This window comes from Mesobacillus persicus (assembly GCF_900109925.1).
Classification (GTDB): Bacteria; Bacillota; Bacilli; order Bacillales; family Cytobacillaceae; genus Mesobacillus_B; species Mesobacillus_B persicus.
The window spans coordinates 127,726-145,167 of record NZ_FOBW01000002.1 but is presented as its reverse complement, the minus strand read 5'-3'; the positions used below and the strand labels follow the sequence as shown (position 1 = coordinate 145,167).

16 protein-coding genes, 1 other RNA gene and 1 other annotated feature are annotated in these 17,442 nt (G+C 41.9%); of the genes, 16 read left to right on the top strand and 1 reads right to left on the bottom strand.

The window, feature by feature from the left end; genetic code table 11:
* The 3 genes from aspS to BMX30_RS03300 all read left to right on the top strand — a co-directional run bounded on the left by aspS (position 1) and on the right by BMX30_RS03300 (position 2,984).
* Positions 1-1,779, top strand: coding sequence for an aspartate--tRNA ligase (gene aspS, locus BMX30_RS03310; protein WP_090741183.1), 1,779 nt, complete (start codon positions 1-3; stop codon positions 1,777-1,779).
* Between the two features lie 59 nt (positions 1,780-1,838).
* Positions 1,839-2,030, top strand: a non-coding RNA gene (gene ssrS / locus BMX30_RS03305) — 6S RNA.
* A 192-nt stretch (positions 2,031-2,222) separates the two neighbouring features.
* Complete coding sequence (locus tag BMX30_RS03300; RefSeq protein WP_090741181.1) at positions 2,223-2,984, top strand: tRNA threonylcarbamoyladenosine dehydratase; 762 nt, start codon at positions 2,223-2,225, stop codon at positions 2,982-2,984.
* 409 nt (positions 2,985-3,393) lie between these two features.
* Here BMX30_RS03300 and BMX30_RS03295 read toward each other — a convergent pair whose 3' ends face one another.
* Positions 3,394-4,668 carry a replication-associated recombination protein A gene (locus BMX30_RS03295; protein ID WP_090741179.1) on the bottom strand — a complete coding sequence of 425 codons (1,275 nt, stop codon included), beginning with the start codon at positions 4,666-4,668 and terminating at the stop codon, positions 3,394-3,396.
* A 135-nt stretch (positions 4,669-4,803) separates the two neighbouring features.
* Between BMX30_RS03295 and BMX30_RS03290 the strand changes: the two genes are divergently transcribed.
* From BMX30_RS03290 to ruvX, 13 genes are all read left to right on the top strand, one after another.
* Positions 4,804-5,487 (top strand): YczE/YyaS/YitT family protein, encoded by a 684-nt coding sequence (locus BMX30_RS03290; RefSeq protein ID WP_170843779.1) that lies wholly within the window; start codon positions 4,804-4,806, stop codon positions 5,485-5,487.
* Positions 5,484-5,906, top strand: coding sequence for a cysteine metabolism transcriptional regulator CymR (cymR, locus tag BMX30_RS03285; protein ID WP_090741177.1), 423 nt, complete (start codon positions 5,484-5,486; stop codon positions 5,904-5,906). The genes BMX30_RS03290 and cymR overlap by 4 nt, the downstream gene beginning before the upstream one ends.
* Positions 5,907-5,942: 36 nt before the next feature.
* Positions 5,943-7,085: a cysteine desulfurase family protein gene (locus BMX30_RS03280; RefSeq protein ID WP_090741175.1), complete on the top strand. Its 1,143-nt coding sequence runs from the start codon at positions 5,943-5,945 to the stop codon at positions 7,083-7,085.
* A 51-nt stretch (positions 7,086-7,136) separates the two neighbouring features.
* A complete protein-coding gene (mnmA, locus tag BMX30_RS03275; protein ID WP_090741173.1) occupies positions 7,137-8,252 on the top strand; it encodes a tRNA 2-thiouridine(34) synthase MnmA in 1,116 nt (371 codons plus the stop codon).
* Between the two features lie 96 nt (positions 8,253-8,348).
* Complete coding sequence (locus BMX30_RS03270; protein WP_090741171.1) at positions 8,349-8,999, top strand: tetratricopeptide repeat protein; 651 nt, start codon at positions 8,349-8,351, stop codon at positions 8,997-8,999.
* 33 nt (positions 9,000-9,032) lie between these two features.
* Positions 9,033-11,495 carry an SF1B family DNA helicase RecD2 gene (recD2, locus tag BMX30_RS03265; RefSeq protein ID WP_090741169.1) on the top strand — a complete coding sequence of 821 codons (2,463 nt, stop codon included), beginning with the start codon at positions 9,033-9,035 and terminating at the stop codon, positions 11,493-11,495.
* A gap of 25 nt (positions 11,496-11,520) precedes the next feature.
* Entirely contained in the window at positions 11,521-12,042 is a 522-nt protein-coding gene (locus tag BMX30_RS03260; RefSeq protein WP_090741167.1) for a PRC-barrel domain-containing protein, read from the top strand.
* A complete protein-coding gene (locus BMX30_RS03255; protein WP_090741165.1) occupies positions 12,014-12,205 on the top strand; it encodes a hypothetical protein in 192 nt (63 codons plus the stop codon). Before BMX30_RS03260 ends, BMX30_RS03255 begins: the two co-directional genes overlap by 29 nt.
* A gap of 45 nt (positions 12,206-12,250) precedes the next feature.
* Positions 12,251-12,385: a YrzQ family protein gene (locus tag BMX30_RS03250; RefSeq protein WP_090741163.1), complete on the top strand. Its 135-nt coding sequence runs from the start codon at positions 12,251-12,253 to the stop codon at positions 12,383-12,385.
* Positions 12,386-12,615: 230 nt separating this feature from the next.
* A complete protein-coding gene (locus BMX30_RS03245; protein WP_090741161.1) occupies positions 12,616-13,695 on the top strand; it encodes an AI-2E family transporter in 1,080 nt (359 codons plus the stop codon).
* Positions 13,696-13,751: 56 nt separating this feature from the next.
* Positions 13,752-13,965 (top strand) — a binding site (T-box leader).
* Between the two features lie 78 nt (positions 13,966-14,043).
* Positions 14,044-16,677 (top strand): alanine--tRNA ligase, encoded by a 2,634-nt coding sequence (gene alaS, locus BMX30_RS03240; protein WP_090741159.1) that lies wholly within the window; start codon positions 14,044-14,046, stop codon positions 16,675-16,677.
* Positions 16,678-16,753: 76 nt separating this feature from the next.
* On the top strand, positions 16,754-17,023 hold the full coding sequence (locus BMX30_RS03235; protein ID WP_090741157.1) for an IreB family regulatory phosphoprotein: 270 nt from the start codon (positions 16,754-16,756) through the stop codon (positions 17,021-17,023).
* Entirely contained in the window at positions 17,024-17,440 is a 417-nt protein-coding gene (gene ruvX / locus BMX30_RS03230) for a Holliday junction resolvase RuvX (protein ID WP_090741155.1), read from the top strand.
* The last annotated feature ends 2 nt before the right edge of the window (positions 17,441-17,442 follow it).

Genomic DNA, 17,442 nt, shown 5'->3' with positions numbered 1-17,442 from the left:
ATGTTTGGGAGATCATATTTTTGCGGTGACGTAACAGAAATAGCGATTGGAGAGACGGTCACATTAAAGGGATGGGTTCAGAAACGTCGTGATCTCGGCGGACTCATTTTTATTGACTTACGTGACAGAACAGGAATCGTGCAGATTGTTTTTAACCCTGATGCATCAAAAGAAGCACTTGCTGTAGCTGAAAAAGTCCGGAACGAATATGTCCTTGATATAAAGGGGAAAGTCGTGGCGAGGGCTGAGGGCACAATCAATGACAACCTGAAAACAGGTAAAATTGAAGTTGCAGCTGAGGAAATTACCATTATAAATGAGGCGAAAACACCTCCATTTACGATTACGGATAAAACAGATGTTTCTGAGGATCTTCGCTTGAAGTATCGTTACCTTGATATGCGTCGACCGGTTATGGCTGAAACGCTTAAAATGAGACATCAAACAACAAAAGCGATTCGTGATTATTTAGATGGAGAAGGCTTTCTTGATGTTGAAACACCAATTTTGACCAAAAGCACTCCTGAGGGAGCAAGAGATTATCTTGTTCCAAGTCGGGTTCATCCTGGTGAATTTTACGCACTACCTCAATCGCCACAAATTTTTAAACAGCTATTGATGGTTGGTGGAGTTGAACGCTATTACCAAATCGCTCGTTGTTTCCGTGACGAAGACCTTCGTGCCGATCGTCAGCCAGAATTTACGCAAATTGATATTGAAACAAGTTTTATGAGCCAGGAAGATATTCTCGCTTTAACGGAACAAATGATGCAGAAGGTTATGAAGGATGTTAAGGGGATTGATGTGGAAGCTCCATTCAACCGTATGTCCTATGATGATGCAATGGGCCGCTATGGTTCAGATAAGCCAGATACACGCTTTGGTCTGGAACTTGTGGATTTATCTGAAGCTGTTAAAGGTTCAGGGTTCAAGGTGTTTACTGCGGCTGTTGAGAGCGGCGGCCAGGTGAAAGCGATCAATGTGAAGGGAGGAGCAGCTAAGTACTCTCGCAAAGATATTGACGCGTTAACAGAATTCGTTTCTATTTACGGAGCAAAAGGCTTAGCATGGTTAAAGGCCGAGGAAGAAGGCTTGAAAGGACCAATCTCTAAGTTCTTAGATACTGAAGTTCAAGAAGCAATCACTTCCCTTCTACAGGCTGAAACTGGGGATCTACTTCTCTTTGTCGCTGATAAAAAGAAAGTTGTAGCCGATGCACTTGGAGCATTAAGATTAAAGCTTGGTAAGGACCTTGAGTTGATTGATCAATCAAAGTTCAATTTCCTGTGGATTACCGATTGGCCATTGCTTGAGTATGCGGAAGAAGAAGGTCGTTATTATGCAGCCCATCATCCGTTTACGATGCCTGTTCGTGAAGACCTACCCCTTCTTGAATCTGACCCAGGCAGTGTGAGAGCGCAGGCTTACGACCTCGTACTGAATGGTTATGAGCTAGGTGGAGGATCTTTAAGGATTTTCGAACGTGAAATTCAAGAGAAAATGTTTGAGGTCCTTGGTTTTACAAAAGAGCAAGCAAACGAACAATTTGGCTTTCTGATGGAAGCATTTGAATATGGGACGCCGCCGCATGGTGGAATCGCCTTAGGTCTTGACCGCATGGTGATGCTCCTTGCTGGAAGAACGAACCTTCGCGACACCATTGCTTTCCCTAAGACGGCAAGTGCAAGTTGCTTGTTAACAGAAGCACCAGGTGAAGTGAGTGAACAGCAACTTGAAGAACTAAGTTTGTCACTAAAGATTAAGAAACAAGTGGAATAAATTGGTATTGCCTCAACTTGAAATGAGGCTGTCCATGTGATATATTTTTATTAACGATAAGAGTCCTGATGTGTTCGTTGTTTTACCTGAAGTTTTGACCGAACAAGATTGTTACATTGGGAGCCCGGAGTTCTCAAAGTGAGCAAATGCCTCTTGGATTAGAGGACTTGCAAAGTTTGGGACAGGACACCCACCTGCTTAGCTGCGGGATCAAAACGAAGGCATCTAATGACGGCACGATTGGGGCTCTTACCCTACATACGACGAACGACTCCATGTTAATTGCATGGAGTTTTTTATTGGTTTTTTTTCTAATGATTGGCCTTTTGTTTCATTATTCCTATGTAATTACTTGTTTTTAAGATAAAGTATGATATATTGTTTAGCGGGAATAAGAATAACAAGCATAAAAGTAGATTAACCCTAGTTTGGAGTGAGAATAGATGCTTCATCAATTTTCTAGAAATGAATTGGCCATTGGTACAGAAGGGCTCGACATTATGAAAAACAGTACAGTGGCTGTCCTCGGAATCGGAGGGGTAGGTTCGTTTGCAGCCGAGGCCCTCGCACGATCAGGTGTCGGTCGATTGATTTTGGTGGATAAGGATGATGTTGATATTACGAACGTGAACCGTCAACTCATTGCATTATTATCCACGGTAGGGAGACCTAAGGTTGAGTTAATGGAAGAAAGGATTCGTGACATCAATCCTGATTGTGAAGTCATTGCTTTAAAAATGTTCTATACGGAAGATACCTACGAGCAATTTTTTGATTATGGCCTCGATTTTGTTGTCGATGCTTCAGATACAATTTCTTATAAAATTCACCTTGCCAAGGAATGCTTAAAGCGTGATATTCCAATCATTTCAAGTATGGGTGCAGCCAATAAGATGGATCCGACGCGCTTTCAAATCGCCGATATTTCAAAAACGCATACGGACCCGCTAGCAAAGGTGATTCGCACGCGTTTGCGAAAAGAAGGGATTCATAAGGGAGTAACCGTCGTGTTTTCAGATGAAAGCCCGATTGTTACCCTTGAAGAAGTGAATAGAGTTGTCGGGAAACAAGATGCACCAATTCGCAAAGCGAAAATGCCACCTTCGTCTAATGCATTTGTTCCATCGGCCTGCGGATTGATTATGGCTAGTTATGTTGTAAAAGAACTTTTGAAGGATATTAAAATTCATCGTGTGAATGACTAAAAAAATGACGAAGCCCCGCCAAGTTGATTGGTGGGGCTTTTTAACTACGTAGAGGGTTAATCGTTCATAGCCCAGTCTCAAAAAAATCACGCCAGTAGTGTGAAATACAATCGTTGTCACAAAATGGTCACGATTTTTTCAATAAAGTCTAATAATCGATCAATAACTTTCAATAATCGATGCATATTCCCCGAGAATCAATCAATAAACCGTAAGAATTAATGCATATATGCTTACCCGACCTTTTCCTAAGCAAAAAAGTTATGTTCTTAGTGCTCTTTGCGGCAATAAATGAGTGAAAACCAAAAAAAATTGCGCCATGAAGGGTTCATGGCGCAAAAAAAGAATGAAAATCGGTAAGTAGCCTTGATTAAATCTAGTCCCTCGCTATCCTGTTCAAAACAAACCTTTATTTCCTCATCCCCATAATCTTTTCATACACAACAGCGAGAGCTTGTTCGAATTTCCCGGTCTTTTTCGGTTTAAAATAAACTTTCCCTTTTAATTTATCTGGTAGATATTGTTGCTTCACCCAACCACCCTCATAATCATGAGGATATTTATATCCGATACCACGGCCAAGCTCCTTGGCACTTTTATAATGAGCATCGCGCAAATGGTCAGGAACCTCACCGCTTTTGCCGGCCCGGATATCAGCTAATGCTGAATCAATCGCGACAATCGCAGAGTTGGACTTTGGTGACAAACAAAGCTCAATGACGGCATTGGCTAAGGGAATCCTGGCTTCGGGGAATCCGACTCGTTCCGCGGTTTCAATTGCTGCCAACGTTCTTGCCCCAGCCTGTGGATTAGCAAGGCCGATATCCTCATAGGCAATGATCAACAACCTCCTGCCGATGCTAACCAAGTCACCTGCTTCAATTAATCGACCTAAATAATGGAGAGCAGCATTTACATCACTACCGCGAATCGACTTTTGGAAACCAGATAAAACATCATAATGGGCATCGCCATCTTTATCGTGAGCAAGGCTTTTCTTCTGCATGCATTCCTCGGCCGTTTCCAAATCAATAAGAATCTTGCCATCGGCGTTCGGTGCAGTAGACAAAACGGCCAATTCAAGTGCGTTAAGCGAGCTGCGGACATCTCCGTTTGAAGCGGTCGCAAAATGACTCAAGGCATCCTCTGTTAGTTCCACTTGATAACTACCAAGCCCTCTGTCATCGTCTTCAAGCGCTCTTAACAAGGCAGTTTTTATATCCTCAGGCTCGAGCGGCTTCAATTCAAAGATTTGACACCGGCTTCGAATCGCTGGATTAATCGCATGATAGGGGTTGCTCGTTGTAGCCCCTATTAAGGTGATCATCCCATTTTCTAAATAAGGTAAAAGAAAATCCTGTTTCGCCTTATCAAGACGATGGACCTCATCAAGGAGCAAAATTACTTTACCGGACATTTTTGCCTCGGCAGCAACGATTTCCATATCCTTTTTATTATTTGTAACAGCATTCAAAGTGCGGAACGCATATTGCGTGCTTCCGGCGATCGCTGATGCAATCGACGTTTTCCCAATTCCGGGCGGCCCATATAAAATCATCGAACTCAGTTGTCGAGCCTGTACCATGCGGGAAATCATTTTCCCCTCACCGACAAGATGTTGTTGACCAATGACTTCATCAATTGTTCGCGGCCTCATTCTGAACGCAAGCGGCTTTACGCTCATGAACCTCACTCCAGTACCATTCAAAATTATGCTCTAACTCTACCATACCTTCAAGTGTAGGCAAATGTATATGGCTTGAAAGATATGATATAATGGCTAATGCCTATTAAAATACTTAGAAATGCTGGTGACATCATGATAAAGAAAAGAGGCCAAGTGTTTCCAAGGGTTTTCATCTACTTAGTTGGGCTTCTTGTCATGGCACTTGGGATTGTATTTTTACTTAAAAGTGATTTAGGAGTCCCCCCTTGGGATGTTCTTCACGTTGGATTATTTTATAATTTTGGCCTCACGATTGGCTCGTGGTCCATTATTGCTGGTTTAGTTATATTAACCATCTCGGCTATCATTGCAAAAGAGATTCCGCAGATTGGTGCATTTGCAAACATGCTTTTAGTTGGAACATTCATTGACTTATATTTAATCCTTCCGTTCATTAATACACCGGACCATTTAATTGGCAGAGTTATCATGTTTGCTTTTGGTTTATTGTTTCTAGGCTACGGAATGGGCATTTATATATCCGCCCAGTTTGGAGCAGGACCGCGTGATAGTTTAATGATTGCTATATCGGAAAAGACTGGTTGGAGTATCCGTACGGTACGGAGTGTCATTGAAATTGTCGCCCTTGTGATTGGTTGGAGACTAGGAGGGCCTGTTTTTTGGGGAACGATTATCTTTAGTTTAAGTATCGGACCCATTTCTGGATTCGCTTTGCCACATTCTCGAATAGTAACCGATCGATGGCTAGCGAAATTAAAAGCTAAACAAGATAAAAAACATTTGGGAGAAAAAACAAATAGGGGTGCTGTTTTATGAAAATATCTACAAAGGGTCGTTACGGAATGACAATTATGATTGAGCTTGCTAAAAACCATGGAGAAGGTCCGGTTTCCTTGAAATCGATTGCTCAAACTCATAACTTATCTGAACATTATTTAGAGCAGCTTGTTGCACCACTTCGGAATGCCGGCTTTGTAAGAAGTATTAGGGGTGCTTACGGAGGCTATGTTTTAACAAATGAACCTTCTAAAGTAACGGCAGGAGATATTATCCGTGTACTAGAAGGACCGATTGTACTTGTCGAAGGGATCGAGGATGAGGCACCTGCCCAAAGAGAGTTATGGGTCAGAATTAGGGACTCGATTAAAGCGGTTCTTGATAATACAACGATTGAAGATTTGGCCAACCATCGAGAAGATACCGGGATATCGGATGCCAATATGTTTTATATATAATAGGGAATTAGTTCATAAAAGAAGGTGTCAATCATTTTGGAAAGAATCTATTTAGATCATGCAGCAACCTCTCCAATCCATCCCCAAGTCATTAGCAGGATGATGAAGGTAATGGAAACTCAGTATGGGAATCCATCAAGTATTCATTCCTTTGGAAGGGAAACTAGACAAATTCTTGACGATACGCGCCAGGCACTAGCAGATAGCATTCAGGCGAAGCCGAACAACATCATCCTTACTAGTGGTGGGACAGAGGCAGATAATTTAGCTGTAATTGGTTATGCTGAAAAGAATAAGCATCTAGGCAAGCATATTATTACAACTAGCATTGAACATCATGCCATTCTTCATAGTTGTCAGGAATTAGAGAAACGTGGTTTTGAAGTCACTTATCTATCTGTTGATGAAACAGGCTTGATCTCGATTGAAGATCTACGAGAGGAATTACGAGAAGATACGACTCTAGTAACCATCATGTTTGGGAATAATGAGGTAGGAACGATTCAGCCGATTCGAGAAATCGGAGAGATCCTCACGGGGCATCAGGCTGCCTTCCATACAGATGCCGTTCAGGCTTATGGGGTAGAAAACCTTAATGTTCAGGAATTAAAGGTCGATATGCTGTCTGTCTCCGCTCATAAAATTAATGGTCCGAAAGGGATTGGCTTTCTTTATGTCCGGGATGGGATTCAATTATCACAGCTAGCCTTCGGCGGTGAACAAGAAAGAAAGCGTCGCGCTGGAACGGAAAATGTGCCGGCGATTGCAGGCTTCTGTGAGGCTGTTAAAATTTCACTTGAGAATCCTAACGACAAACGTAAACTCTATCAAGGATTTAAAGACGTATTTATTGAAAAGTTAAAAAACAACGATATTTCGTTTGAACTAAACGGTTCGCTTGATAAAAGTTTGCCTCATGTTTTAAACTTAAGCTTTCCGGGAACTAACGTCGAAGCGATGCTTGTGAATCTTGACTTAGCAGGAATAGCTGTTTCTAGTGGGTCAGCCTGTACAGCCGGGTCGATTGACCCGTCCCATGTACTTGTTGCCATGTTCGGAAAGAACTCCGAGCGGTTAACGAACTCGATTCGGTTTAGCTTCGGGTTGAATAATACTAGGGAACAGGTAGAAAAGGCTGCTGAAGAAACAGCGAAAGTCGTTGCAAGGTTAAGAAGATAAAAAAATCCGGAAACAAGAATTAGATAAGAACAAGCGAGGTGAGTCATAATCATGGAAAAATCACCTAAAGATACGCGAGTGGTTGTTGGAATGTCAGGTGGCGTTGATTCGTCTGTTGCAGCTCTGCTTTTAAAAGAGCAAGGCTATGACGTCATCGGTATATTTATGAAAAACTGGGACGATACCGATGAAAACGGAGTTTGTACCGCAACAGAAGATTATAATGATGTCATCCGCGTCTGCAACCAAATTGGGATTCCATATTATGCAGTTAATTTTGAAAAACAATACTGGGACAAGGTCTTTACCTATTTTCTAGATGAATATAAGGCAGGGCGTACACCAAACCCTGATGTTATGTGCAATAAAGAAATTAAGTTCAAGGCTTTCCTTGAACATGCGTTAAACCTTGGTGCGGATTATCTAGCTACAGGGCATTATGCACAAGTTGAATACCGCGACGGGGAATATAAAATGCTTCGTGGTCGCGATGAAAATAAGGATCAGACGTATTTCCTAAACCAGCTAACACAGGACCAATTAAAGCGTGTGATGTTCCCAATTGGCAATATTGAGAAATCTAAGGTCCGGGAAATTGCGAAAGAAGCGAACCTAGCAACGGCAACGAAGAAAGACAGTACCGGCATCTGTTTCATTGGTGAACGAGATTTCAAAGAGTTCCTAGGTAATTATTTACCAGCACAACCTGGTCGTATGGAAACGCTAGACGGGGAAGTGAAGGGCAAGCATGATGGCTTGATGTACTATACAATCGGTCAACGACATGGACTAGGGATTGGTGGATCAGGTGACCCTTGGTTTGTGGTTGGTAAAGATTTAAAACGGAATGTCCTTTATGTAGGTCAGGGGTTTGAAAATGAAAAATTGTACTCTGACTCAATTGACGGTGTACAGGTGAGTTGGGTATCAGATAAGCCAACGCAGCAAGAATTTGAGTGTACGGCTAAATTCCGCTATCGCCAAGCCGATAATCCTGTCACCGTACAAGTGCTTGAAGATGGCAATGTAAAAGTTATTTTCAAAGAACCTATTCGGGCTGTAACACCTGGACAAGCTGTTGTTTTCTATAATGGCGATGAATGTCTTGGTGGAGGTACGATTGACAAAGTGTATAAGGACGGAAGCAAACTAACGTATGTCGGATAACCATTGTCCCCGGTCCCATTTGGGATGCCGGGGTTTTTTTTAGCAAAGATTTTGGTGTGAATTATGATATAATTTTTTCGAATGGAGTGTGTACGGATGGATAAAAATCAAGCAGGAATTGAATATATGAAAGAAGGGAAATGGGAGGAAGCAGCCAGATCCTTTATGGAAGCAATTGAGGAAGAACCGAAAAATGCGGTTGCTCATATCAACTTTGGAAATGTCCTAACTGCTGTAGGTGAAACAGAAAAAGCATTAAAATTTTATGATCGTGCGCTCGACTTGGATAGTGACGCGATTGCTGCCTACTATAGCAAAGGAAATCTATACTATGAGATGGAGCGATTTGAAGAAGCGAAGCAAAACTTTGAGCTGGCAATGAAAAAGGGTCTTGAGTCAGGCGATAATTATTTTATGCTAGGAATGACACTTGTACAACTGGACCAAGGTCGACTGGCACTGCCTTTTTTACAGAGAAGCACGGAACTTCTTGAGGACGATGCCGAAGCCTTTTTTCAATACGGCCTATGCCTGGCACAGGCAGAATACATCGACGAAGCGATTGAACAATTAGAAGAGAGTGTAAAATTAGATCCAGATCATGCGGATGCTTTTTATAACCTTGGAGTTGCTTATGGCTTTAAAGAAAACGCAGAGAAGGCAATTGAAATGTTTGAACAGGCTCTTGCGATTCAACCTGACCACCTGCTTGCAGGTCACGGGAAGAAGTTGATTGAAGGAATTTAGAATATAGTTAAAACGGGGTCAGGGGGGTAACTGATGGATAAGCAAGACTCGCTCGACTTGTTCCAAGAACAGGGAAACTACATAAAAGGCCGGCATTTAGTGACCATTTTTCATAATAACCAAAATTTATATACGGTCATGCGGATTCGAGTGGAGGAGACAAACGAGGAGTATGATGACAAAGAGGCCGTCATCACAGGTTATTTCCCCAAAATCCATGAGCAAGAAACGTATGTGTTTTATGGTTCTTTTACCGATCACCCGAAATTTGGGCTTCAATTTCAAGCCACTCATTTTCGGAAAGATTTGCCGCAATCCAAACAAGGGATCATCACCTATTTATCAAGTGATTTATTTAAAGGAATTGGGAAAAAGACGGCGGAAAGTATTGTCGAGGTCTTGGGTGAAAATGCAATCACTAGAATTATGGAAAACCCGTCCTTGCTAGATACCGTTCCCAAGCTCAATCCGGACAAAGCGAAACAGCTTTATGACACCTTGATGGAGCATCAAGGTCTTGAACAGGTGATTGTTGGTTTGAATCAATATGGATTTGGACCACAGCTATCCATGAAAATTTACCAAGCCTACCGGGAGCAGGCGCTGGAATTGATTAAAAAAAATCCATTCCAACTTGTTGAGGATATTGAAGGGATTGGTTTTGGTCGGGCTGATGAACTAGGTCGCCAGCTTGGCATTACAGGGAGTCATCCGGATCGAATTAAAGCAGCTTGTCTTTATACTCTTGAATCTTCCAGTGTCCAATCTGGACATGTCTATATGGAGGCGGAAGCTATTCTCCAAGAGGTCAAAAGTTTGCTTGAACAAAACGAGCCTGTGGAAATTGATTTTAGTGACATTTCAAACGAAATGGTGAAGCTTGGGGAGGAAGGGAAAATCATTGTGGAAGATAGGAGAATCTATCTTCCAACACTGTACTTCTCGGAAAAAGGTTTGGTTACCAATATTGGACGAGTTTTGGATCAAACAGAATATAAAGACCAATTTCCAGAGTCTGAATTTCTTCTAGCCCTTGGTGACCTTGAGGAACGACTTGGGGTCCAGTATGGACCAACCCAAAAGGAAGCAATTCAAACCGCATTAATGTCCCCGATGATGATATTAACAGGTGGTCCAGGGACCGGGAAAACAACTGTTATTAAAGGAATTGTTGAGTTATATGCAGAGCTTCATGGCTGTTCACTAGATATAAATGATTACAAAAAAGAAGAACCGTTTCCGTTTTTACTCTGCGCCCCGACAGGAAGAGCCGCGAAACGAATGACCGAGTCAACTGGACTTCCGGCTGTTACAATACATCGCTTGCTCCGTTGGAATGGTGCAGATGGCTTTGATCATGATGAAGACCGCCAGCTTGAGGGGAAATTACTGATTGTTGATGAATCGTCAATGGTAGATATTTGGTTGGCACATCAGCTGTTTAAGGCGCTACCAGATAATATCCAAGTAATTTTAGTTGGGGATGAAGATCAGCTCCCATCCGTTGGTCCAGGACAAGTTTTAAAGGACTTACTTGACTCCGAGCGGATTCCAACGGTGTGCCTTACTGATATTTATCGACAGGCAGAGGGCTCGTCGATTATTGACCTAGCTCATCAGATAAAAAAAGGAACCTTGCCAGAGGATTTATCGGCACAACAGCCTGATCGATCTTTTTTTCAATGTTCAACGGGACAAATTTCTGAAGTGGTTAAAAAGGTCGTCGTAAATGCGAAAAAGAAAGGATACACGGCAAAGGATATCCAAGTTTTAGCGCCGATGTATCGAGGTCCTGCTGGAATTGATCGTTTAAATTTACTTGTTCAAGAAATTTTCAACCCTAACCCTGACGGCAGCCGAAAGGAGATGGCATTCGGTGATGTAAAGTACCGGGTCGGCGATAAAGTGCTCCAATTAGTCAATCAGCCCGAGGCCAATGTCTTTAACGGGGATATGGGTGAAATAGTCGCGATTTTTTATGCAAAGGAAAATACTGAAAAACAAGATCAAATCATTGTTTCTTATGAAGGAAATGAAGTCACCTATGCTCGCCAAGACCTTTCGCAAATTACTCATGCCTATTGTTGCTCTGTTCATAAATCGCAGGGAAGTGAATTTCCAATTGTCATTTTACCAGTGGTCAAAAGCTATTTTAGGATGCTTCGAAGGAATTTACTTTATACCGCGATTACCCGAAGTCAGCAGTTCTTAATCCTTTGTGGAGAAGAAGAGGCATTTCGAAGAGGAATTGAACGAGGCGATGATTTAAAACGAAATACCACCCTTTGTGTGAAGCTTTCGGAAACACTTCCGGAAACGACCAGCGTTGAAACATCCCCATCAGAAATGGATGAAAGTAAAAACTTAGAGAATCAAAATGGTAACGAACAGCCGAAAAAAGCCGAGGATTTTGTAAAAGTTCTTATGAACGTGGACCCAATGATCGGAATGGAAAACCTTACCCCTTATGATTTTATGGAGGGAAGCGGAAACTAGAAATGTTCGGAAAGGTGGGCTCGCTTTGCGGACATTTTCATTAATCAAAGGCCTTCCTGTCATTGAGGTACAAAGTGCAACAAAGCTAGGTGAAGTCTCCGACCTGATTGTTTCTGGGAAGGGAAAAGTGGAAGGATTGCTGATTAAAAAAGGGAATCTCTTCAAGAAAACGTATTCGATAAAGGTTGAACATGTTCATTCATTTGGAGCAAACGGTGTTGTCATCAACAATCGGAATGCTCTAGAAAGAATGAAAACCCCTCCCGGATTCACGTTTGAGCACCAGGAACAGCTAAGTGGGAGGATGATGTTCTCTTCAGATGGCAAGGAATTGGGGCTTCTACAAGATGTATATTTTCTCGAGGAATTGGGCACGATTGTAGGGTACGAATTAACGGATGGCTTTTTTTCAGATATTACAGTTGGAAAACGCGTAGTTAAAACCGTAGATCCCCCTGCAATTGGAAAAGATGCCATCATTGTTAACGTAGAGAACATTGTTAACGAGGTGAGCATTGATGATGACATGCCCCAATTGTCAGAGTAAAGATATCGGGAAAATTGGTATAAATCAATACTATTGTTGGAATTGCTTCATTGAATTGTCCCTGTCGAAAGGCATCATTCATACCCATCAAGTGGAAGAAGACGGTTCACTGAGCTCACTTGATGACCTGTTTGATGAGGAAGAGCGTCTATTTGGTATGTAAAACCCAACCTGTCATGTGAAATAAAAAGAAGAGGTGAAGCGGAATATGAATAGAATGTTAACCTCAGCATTAGTCGTAGGTGCCGGTGTGGCTGCTGTCAATTATATGCAAAAAAACAACATGATGGATAAACGCCAAATGAAACGATTGCAAAAAAGAATCACAAAAGCGATTCTTTAATATCCAAAATCCCCTGTGTACCTACAGGGGATTTTTTAACGCTCTTTTCTCAAACTTTGTTGTTTTTGTATATAAGCTTTGTTTCAACTACAAAATAGTCACTTGAAACGTTAAAAATAGCTTATCTGACTTTAAACACCGCTTTTAACAACAATCTTTTTTACGAAAACAGCCTTTTTTTGCATAATCTGCCCTCACTGTTTAAAAATAGACGTAAGGGTGGTGATAAATTGGATATTCGAATGAAATGGTTTTACCGTCTAGCATTCCTTTTGCTTTTTTTTATTGTCATATATGTCTTCTTTAAATTAAAGCATGTATGGGCTCCATTCCTCGAAGTGTTCACCGCGTTGCTCATTCCATTTGCGGTTGGAGGGTTTATCACTTATCTTCTACATCCAATTATTGAAAATCTCCATAATCGTGGGGTACATAGGGGGATCGCTGTATTTATCATCTACACTTTATTTTTTGGTGGTGTTGGGTTTGGGCTTTACAGGGGGATTCCTGCTTTCATTCATCAGCTTCACGACCTTGCAGAAAATGCTCCGATGTTCACTGCACATTACCAGGAGTTAGTGGATGGTATCCAGGATGAAACGTCCCGGTTGCCGCCAGCCATTAAGGAACGGATTGATGAGAGCATTATTGCCGTGGAAGCCTATCTGGAAGGAATTTTATCAACACTGCTAAGTATCCTCAAAGGGTTTCTTAATTCAATAGTAACCATTGCCATCATACCGTTTATCGCCTTTTATATGCTAAAGGATTTTAATTTGATGAAAAGAGCAGCCTGGTACCTCACACCATCAAGATGGCGTGAGAATGGCAAAATGTTTTTGCGTGATGTGGACAAATCGTTAGGTAGTTATATTCGTGGGCAATTATTAGTTTGTCTGGTAGTTGGAGTATTGTCCACTTTATTCTTTTTCCTAGCAGGCATGCCGTATTCACTCTTGTTAGGTTTTATTGTTGGAATCACAAATGTCATCCCCTATTTTGGTCCTATCATTGGTGCGGTGCCAGCTGTAATTATAGCCGCGACGATTTCAATGAAAATGGTGATCATTTGTTTAATCATTGTGTTTTCCCTACAGTTTCTTGAAGGCAATATTCTTTCACCGATTATTGTTGGTAAAAGCCTTCATATGCATCCGTTACTGATTATGTTTGCTCTAATCGGTGGAGGGGAAGTTGGTGGGCTTTTCGGACTAGTCCTAGCTGTTCCAATCGTTGTAGTCATCAGAACAGCGATTTTACATGCAAGGGAGTATATGATACGTGTAAAAAGTAGGCCTGCACATGAGTAGGGATTTGACAAAAGGATTCTAGCTTTTATATAATTCGGCTATAAGAAATGAAAATGAAGAAAATGTTGAAAGATCGAGTATGTTACAGTCCGCTAATAAGAGAGGAATTTCCTAGGCTGAAAGAGATTCCAAGTGAAGGGTAACAGAAGGCTAATCTGGAGTGCAGTCAAACACTGCCGTATGCCGCGTTAAGGCGCTTTTGAGAGATGAGTACCCTTTTTGGGGTATTCATAATCAGGGTGGTACCGCGAGTTAGCTCTCGTCCCTGTCCAGGGATGGGGGCTTTTTTGTTTGCCTTCAAACCTGTAAACAACATTTCTTTTAAAATATAATGAGGAGGTTTTTTGTTTGAAACAGTTAACTGGTTCAGAAGTGAGAAAATTGTTTTTAGACTTTTTCCAGGAAAAAGGGCATTCTGTGGAGCCGAGTGCACCACTAGTGCCACATGATGACCCATCTTTGTTGTGGATCAACAGCGGTGTCGCAACGTTAAAAAAATACTTTGATGGTCGGGTTATTCCTGCGAATCCACGTATAACAAACGCCCAGAAATCGATTCGTACAAATGATATCGAAAATGTGGGGAAGACAGCGAGACACCATACGTTTTTTGAAATGCTTGGGAACTTTTCAATCGGTGATTATTTTAAAGTTGAAGCAATCGACTGGGCATGGGAATTTTTAACCGATGAAAAATGGATTGGCTTTGATAAAGAGAAACTCTCGGTAACCATCCACCCTGAAGATGAAGAAGCGTTTGAAATCTGGAAGAACAAGATTGGCATACCCGAAGAAAGAATTATCCGCTTAGAAGGCAACTTCTGGGATATTGGTGAAGGTCCGAGTGGACCAAATACCGAGATTTTCTATGATCGTGGACCTGAATACGGGGATGACCCACAAGACCCAGAGCTTTATCCGGGGGGAGAAAACGATCGTTATCTAGAGGTCTGGAACCTAGTGTTTTCTGAATTTAATCATAATCCTGACGGTACATATACACCGCTTCCTAAGAAAAATATTGATACAGGTATGGGCCTTGAAAGAATGGCATCCGTTGTTCAAAACGTACCAACTAACTTTGATACGGACCTTTTCATGCCGATTATCAATGCAACAGAAGAGATTTCTGGAGAGAAATATCGGGTTACAAACGAAAAAGATACAGCTTTTAAAGTAATTGCAGACCATATACGTACTGTAGCATTCGCTGTTGGGGATGGTGCTTTGCCTTCGAATGAGGGTCGCGGTTATGTTCTGCGCCGTTTGCTTCGCCGTGCTGTCCGCTACGCAAAAAAACTCAATATTAATCGCCCGTTTATGTTTGATCTTGTACCAGTGGTTGGGGAAATCATGCATGACTTTTACCCACAAGTAAAAGAAAAGGCCGAGTTTATTGCAAAAGTCATTAAAAATGAAGAAGATCGTTTCCATGAAACTCTAAACGAAGGGCTTGCCATCCTATCAGAATTGATAAAAGAAGAGAAGTCAAAGGGAAGCGACACGATTCAAGGGAAAGATATTTTCCGTCTGTATGACACCTATGGCTTCCCGGTTGAGTTAACAGAAGAATATGCAGAGGATGAAGGCATGCAGGTTGACCATCAGGGCTTTGAGTCTGAGATGGAACTTCAGCGGGAACGTGCTCGCTCTGCAAGGCAGGATACAGGCTCGATGCAGGTGCAAGGTGGAATTCTTGGTGATATCACGGTAGAAAGCCAATTTGTCGGCTACGAAGAGCTAGAAGTTGAAGGGAATGTAGTAGCTCTTTTAAAGGATGGTCAGTTAGTTGACTCGGTTACAACAGGGGATGAGTTCCATTTTATTCTGGATACGACGCCATTCTATGCTGAAAGTGGTGGACAGATTGCTGACAAAGGTATCCTTCAAGCCAATGGGGTAAAGGCCTCAATCAAAGATGTTCAAAAGGCACCGAATGGACAGAACCTGCAACATGCAGTGATGGAAGATGGAACACTGAAACAAGGAACAAAGGTTACGGCTAAAGTAGATTATGCTAACCGTTCCCAAGTTGTAAAGAACCATACTGCGACCCATTTGCTTCATCAAGCATTAAAAGACGTTCTTGGTGCACATGTTAACCAAGCTGGATCCCTTGTCGAACCAGATCGTCTTCGTTTTGATTTCTCTCACTTTGGTCAGATTACATCTGAAGAATTAGAGAAAATCGAATCGATTGTGAACGAGAAAATTTGGCAGAGCATTCAAGTACAGACAGACTTTAAACCAATTGCTGAGGCGAAAGCAATGGGAGCGATGGCTCTTTTTGGTGAAAAGTATGGAGATATCGTTCGCGTTGTTCAAATAGGAGATTACAGCCTTGAGCTTTGCGGTGGCTGCCATGTTCCAAATACATCCGTTATTGGTTTATTTAAAATTGCTACCGAAAGTGGAATCGGTGCTGGAACCAGAAGAATTGAAGCTGTCACAGGTGAAGCTGCTTATAAAGCGCTAAATGACCAAATTTCAATTTTAAAAAGTGCAGCTGGTAAGTTAAAAACAGCTCCAAAGGAAGTAGCAACACGCATTGATACTCTCCTTGCAGAGAATAAGCAACTTCAAAGAGAAAATGAATCACTTGCTGCCAAGTTGGGGAATATTGAAGCAGGAAGCCTTGCATCGAAGGTGAAGGAAATCAATGGAGTACCTGTGATTGCGGCAAGAGTTCAGGCAGCTGACATGAACAGCCTCAGAAATATGGCAGATGACTTGAAGCAAAAATTAGGTTCTGCTGTCATTTTACTAGGTAGTGCAGAGGGTGAAAAAGTAAATCTAATTGCCGGTGTAACAAAAGATTTGATTGATAAAGGATACCATGCTGGTAAATTGGTCAAAGAAGCAGCTACCATCTGTGGCGGCGGCGGCGGTGGCCGACCGGATATGGCACAAGCAGGTGGAAAAGATCCATCAAAGCTCGACAATGCCCTACAAATTGTTGAAGATTGGGTAAAATCAATTTGATATAAAGAGGAAGTAGTGTAAAATGTAGGTAACATAGCTTAAATTTACCTTCAACGAAAAAAGCGAGGTGCATTCGATGAGCTCTTTTGATAAAACGATGAAGTTTAATTTCCCTGAGGAGCCGTTTGAGCATGATGTAAATGACGTGCTTTTCGAGGTGTACGAAGCACTTCAGGAAAAAGGGTACAACCCAATTAATCAAATTGTTGGTTATCTACTTTCAGGTGATCCGGCTTATATTCCTCGCCACCGAGATGCCCGGAACATCATCCGAAAGTTAGAACGTGATGAAATTATTGAAGAGCTAGTAAAGTCTTATTTAAAACGTTCACGAGAGGGACAATAAATGCGCATTATGGGGTTGGATGTCGGCACGAAGACAGTCGGCATTGCATTAAGCGATGAACTTGGGTGGACAGCTCAAGGGCTTGAAACACTGAAAATCAATGAAGATGAAAATGAGTTTGGTTTCGAGCGATTAGGTAAACTTATAAAAGAGCATAATGTAGACAAAGTAGTTGTTGGACTCCCAAAGAATATGAATGGGACGATCGGACCGCGTGGAGAAGCTTGTCAACGATATGCTAAAGAGATTGAAAGCTTATTCGGTATTCCTACCATCCTATGGGACGAGCGTCTAACCACGATGGCAGCTGAAAGGGTACTGCTCGAAGCCGATGTCAGCCGTAAGAAACGCAAGAAGGTTATTGATAAGATGGCCGCTGTGATGATTCTACAGGGGTATCTTAACAGTCAAAATTAATG

What these genes read in the sequence shown, in the direction of transcription:
- BMX30_RS03250 (WP_090741163.1), top strand. Translation starts at nt 12,251, where the DNA reads ATGAATAGAATGTTAACCTCAGCATTAGTCGTAGGTGCCGGTGTGGCT.
- cymR (WP_090741177.1), top strand. Translation starts at nt 5,484, where the DNA reads ATGAAAATATCTACAAAGGGTCGTTACGGAATGACAATTATGATTGAG.
- BMX30_RS03300 (WP_090741181.1), top strand. Translation starts at nt 2,223, where the DNA reads ATGCTTCATCAATTTTCTAGAAATGAATTGGCCATTGGTACAGAAGGG.
- BMX30_RS03290 (WP_170843779.1), top strand. Translation starts at nt 4,804, where the DNA reads ATGATAAAGAAAAGAGGCCAAGTGTTTCCAAGGGTTTTCATCTACTTA.
- ruvX (WP_090741155.1), top strand. Translation starts at nt 17,024, where the DNA reads ATGCGCATTATGGGGTTGGATGTCGGCACGAAGACAGTCGGCATTGCA.
- recD2 (WP_090741169.1), top strand. Translation starts at nt 9,033, where the DNA reads ATGGATAAGCAAGACTCGCTCGACTTGTTCCAAGAACAGGGAAACTAC.
- BMX30_RS03255 (WP_090741165.1), top strand. Translation starts at nt 12,014, where the DNA reads ATGATGACATGCCCCAATTGTCAGAGTAAAGATATCGGGAAAATTGGT.
- mnmA (WP_090741173.1), top strand. Translation starts at nt 7,137, where the DNA reads ATGGAAAAATCACCTAAAGATACGCGAGTGGTTGTTGGAATGTCAGGT.
- BMX30_RS03270 (WP_090741171.1), top strand. Translation starts at nt 8,349, where the DNA reads ATGGATAAAAATCAAGCAGGAATTGAATATATGAAAGAAGGGAAATGG.
- BMX30_RS03235 (WP_090741157.1), top strand. Translation starts at nt 16,754, where the DNA reads ATGAGCTCTTTTGATAAAACGATGAAGTTTAATTTCCCTGAGGAGCCG.
- aspS (WP_090741183.1), top strand. Translation starts at nt 1, where the DNA reads ATGTTTGGGAGATCATATTTTTGCGGTGACGTAACAGAAATAGCGATT.
- BMX30_RS03295 (WP_090741179.1), bottom strand. Translation starts at nt 4,668, where the DNA reads ATGAGCGTAAAGCCGCTTGCGTTCAGAATGAGGCCGCGAACAATTGAT.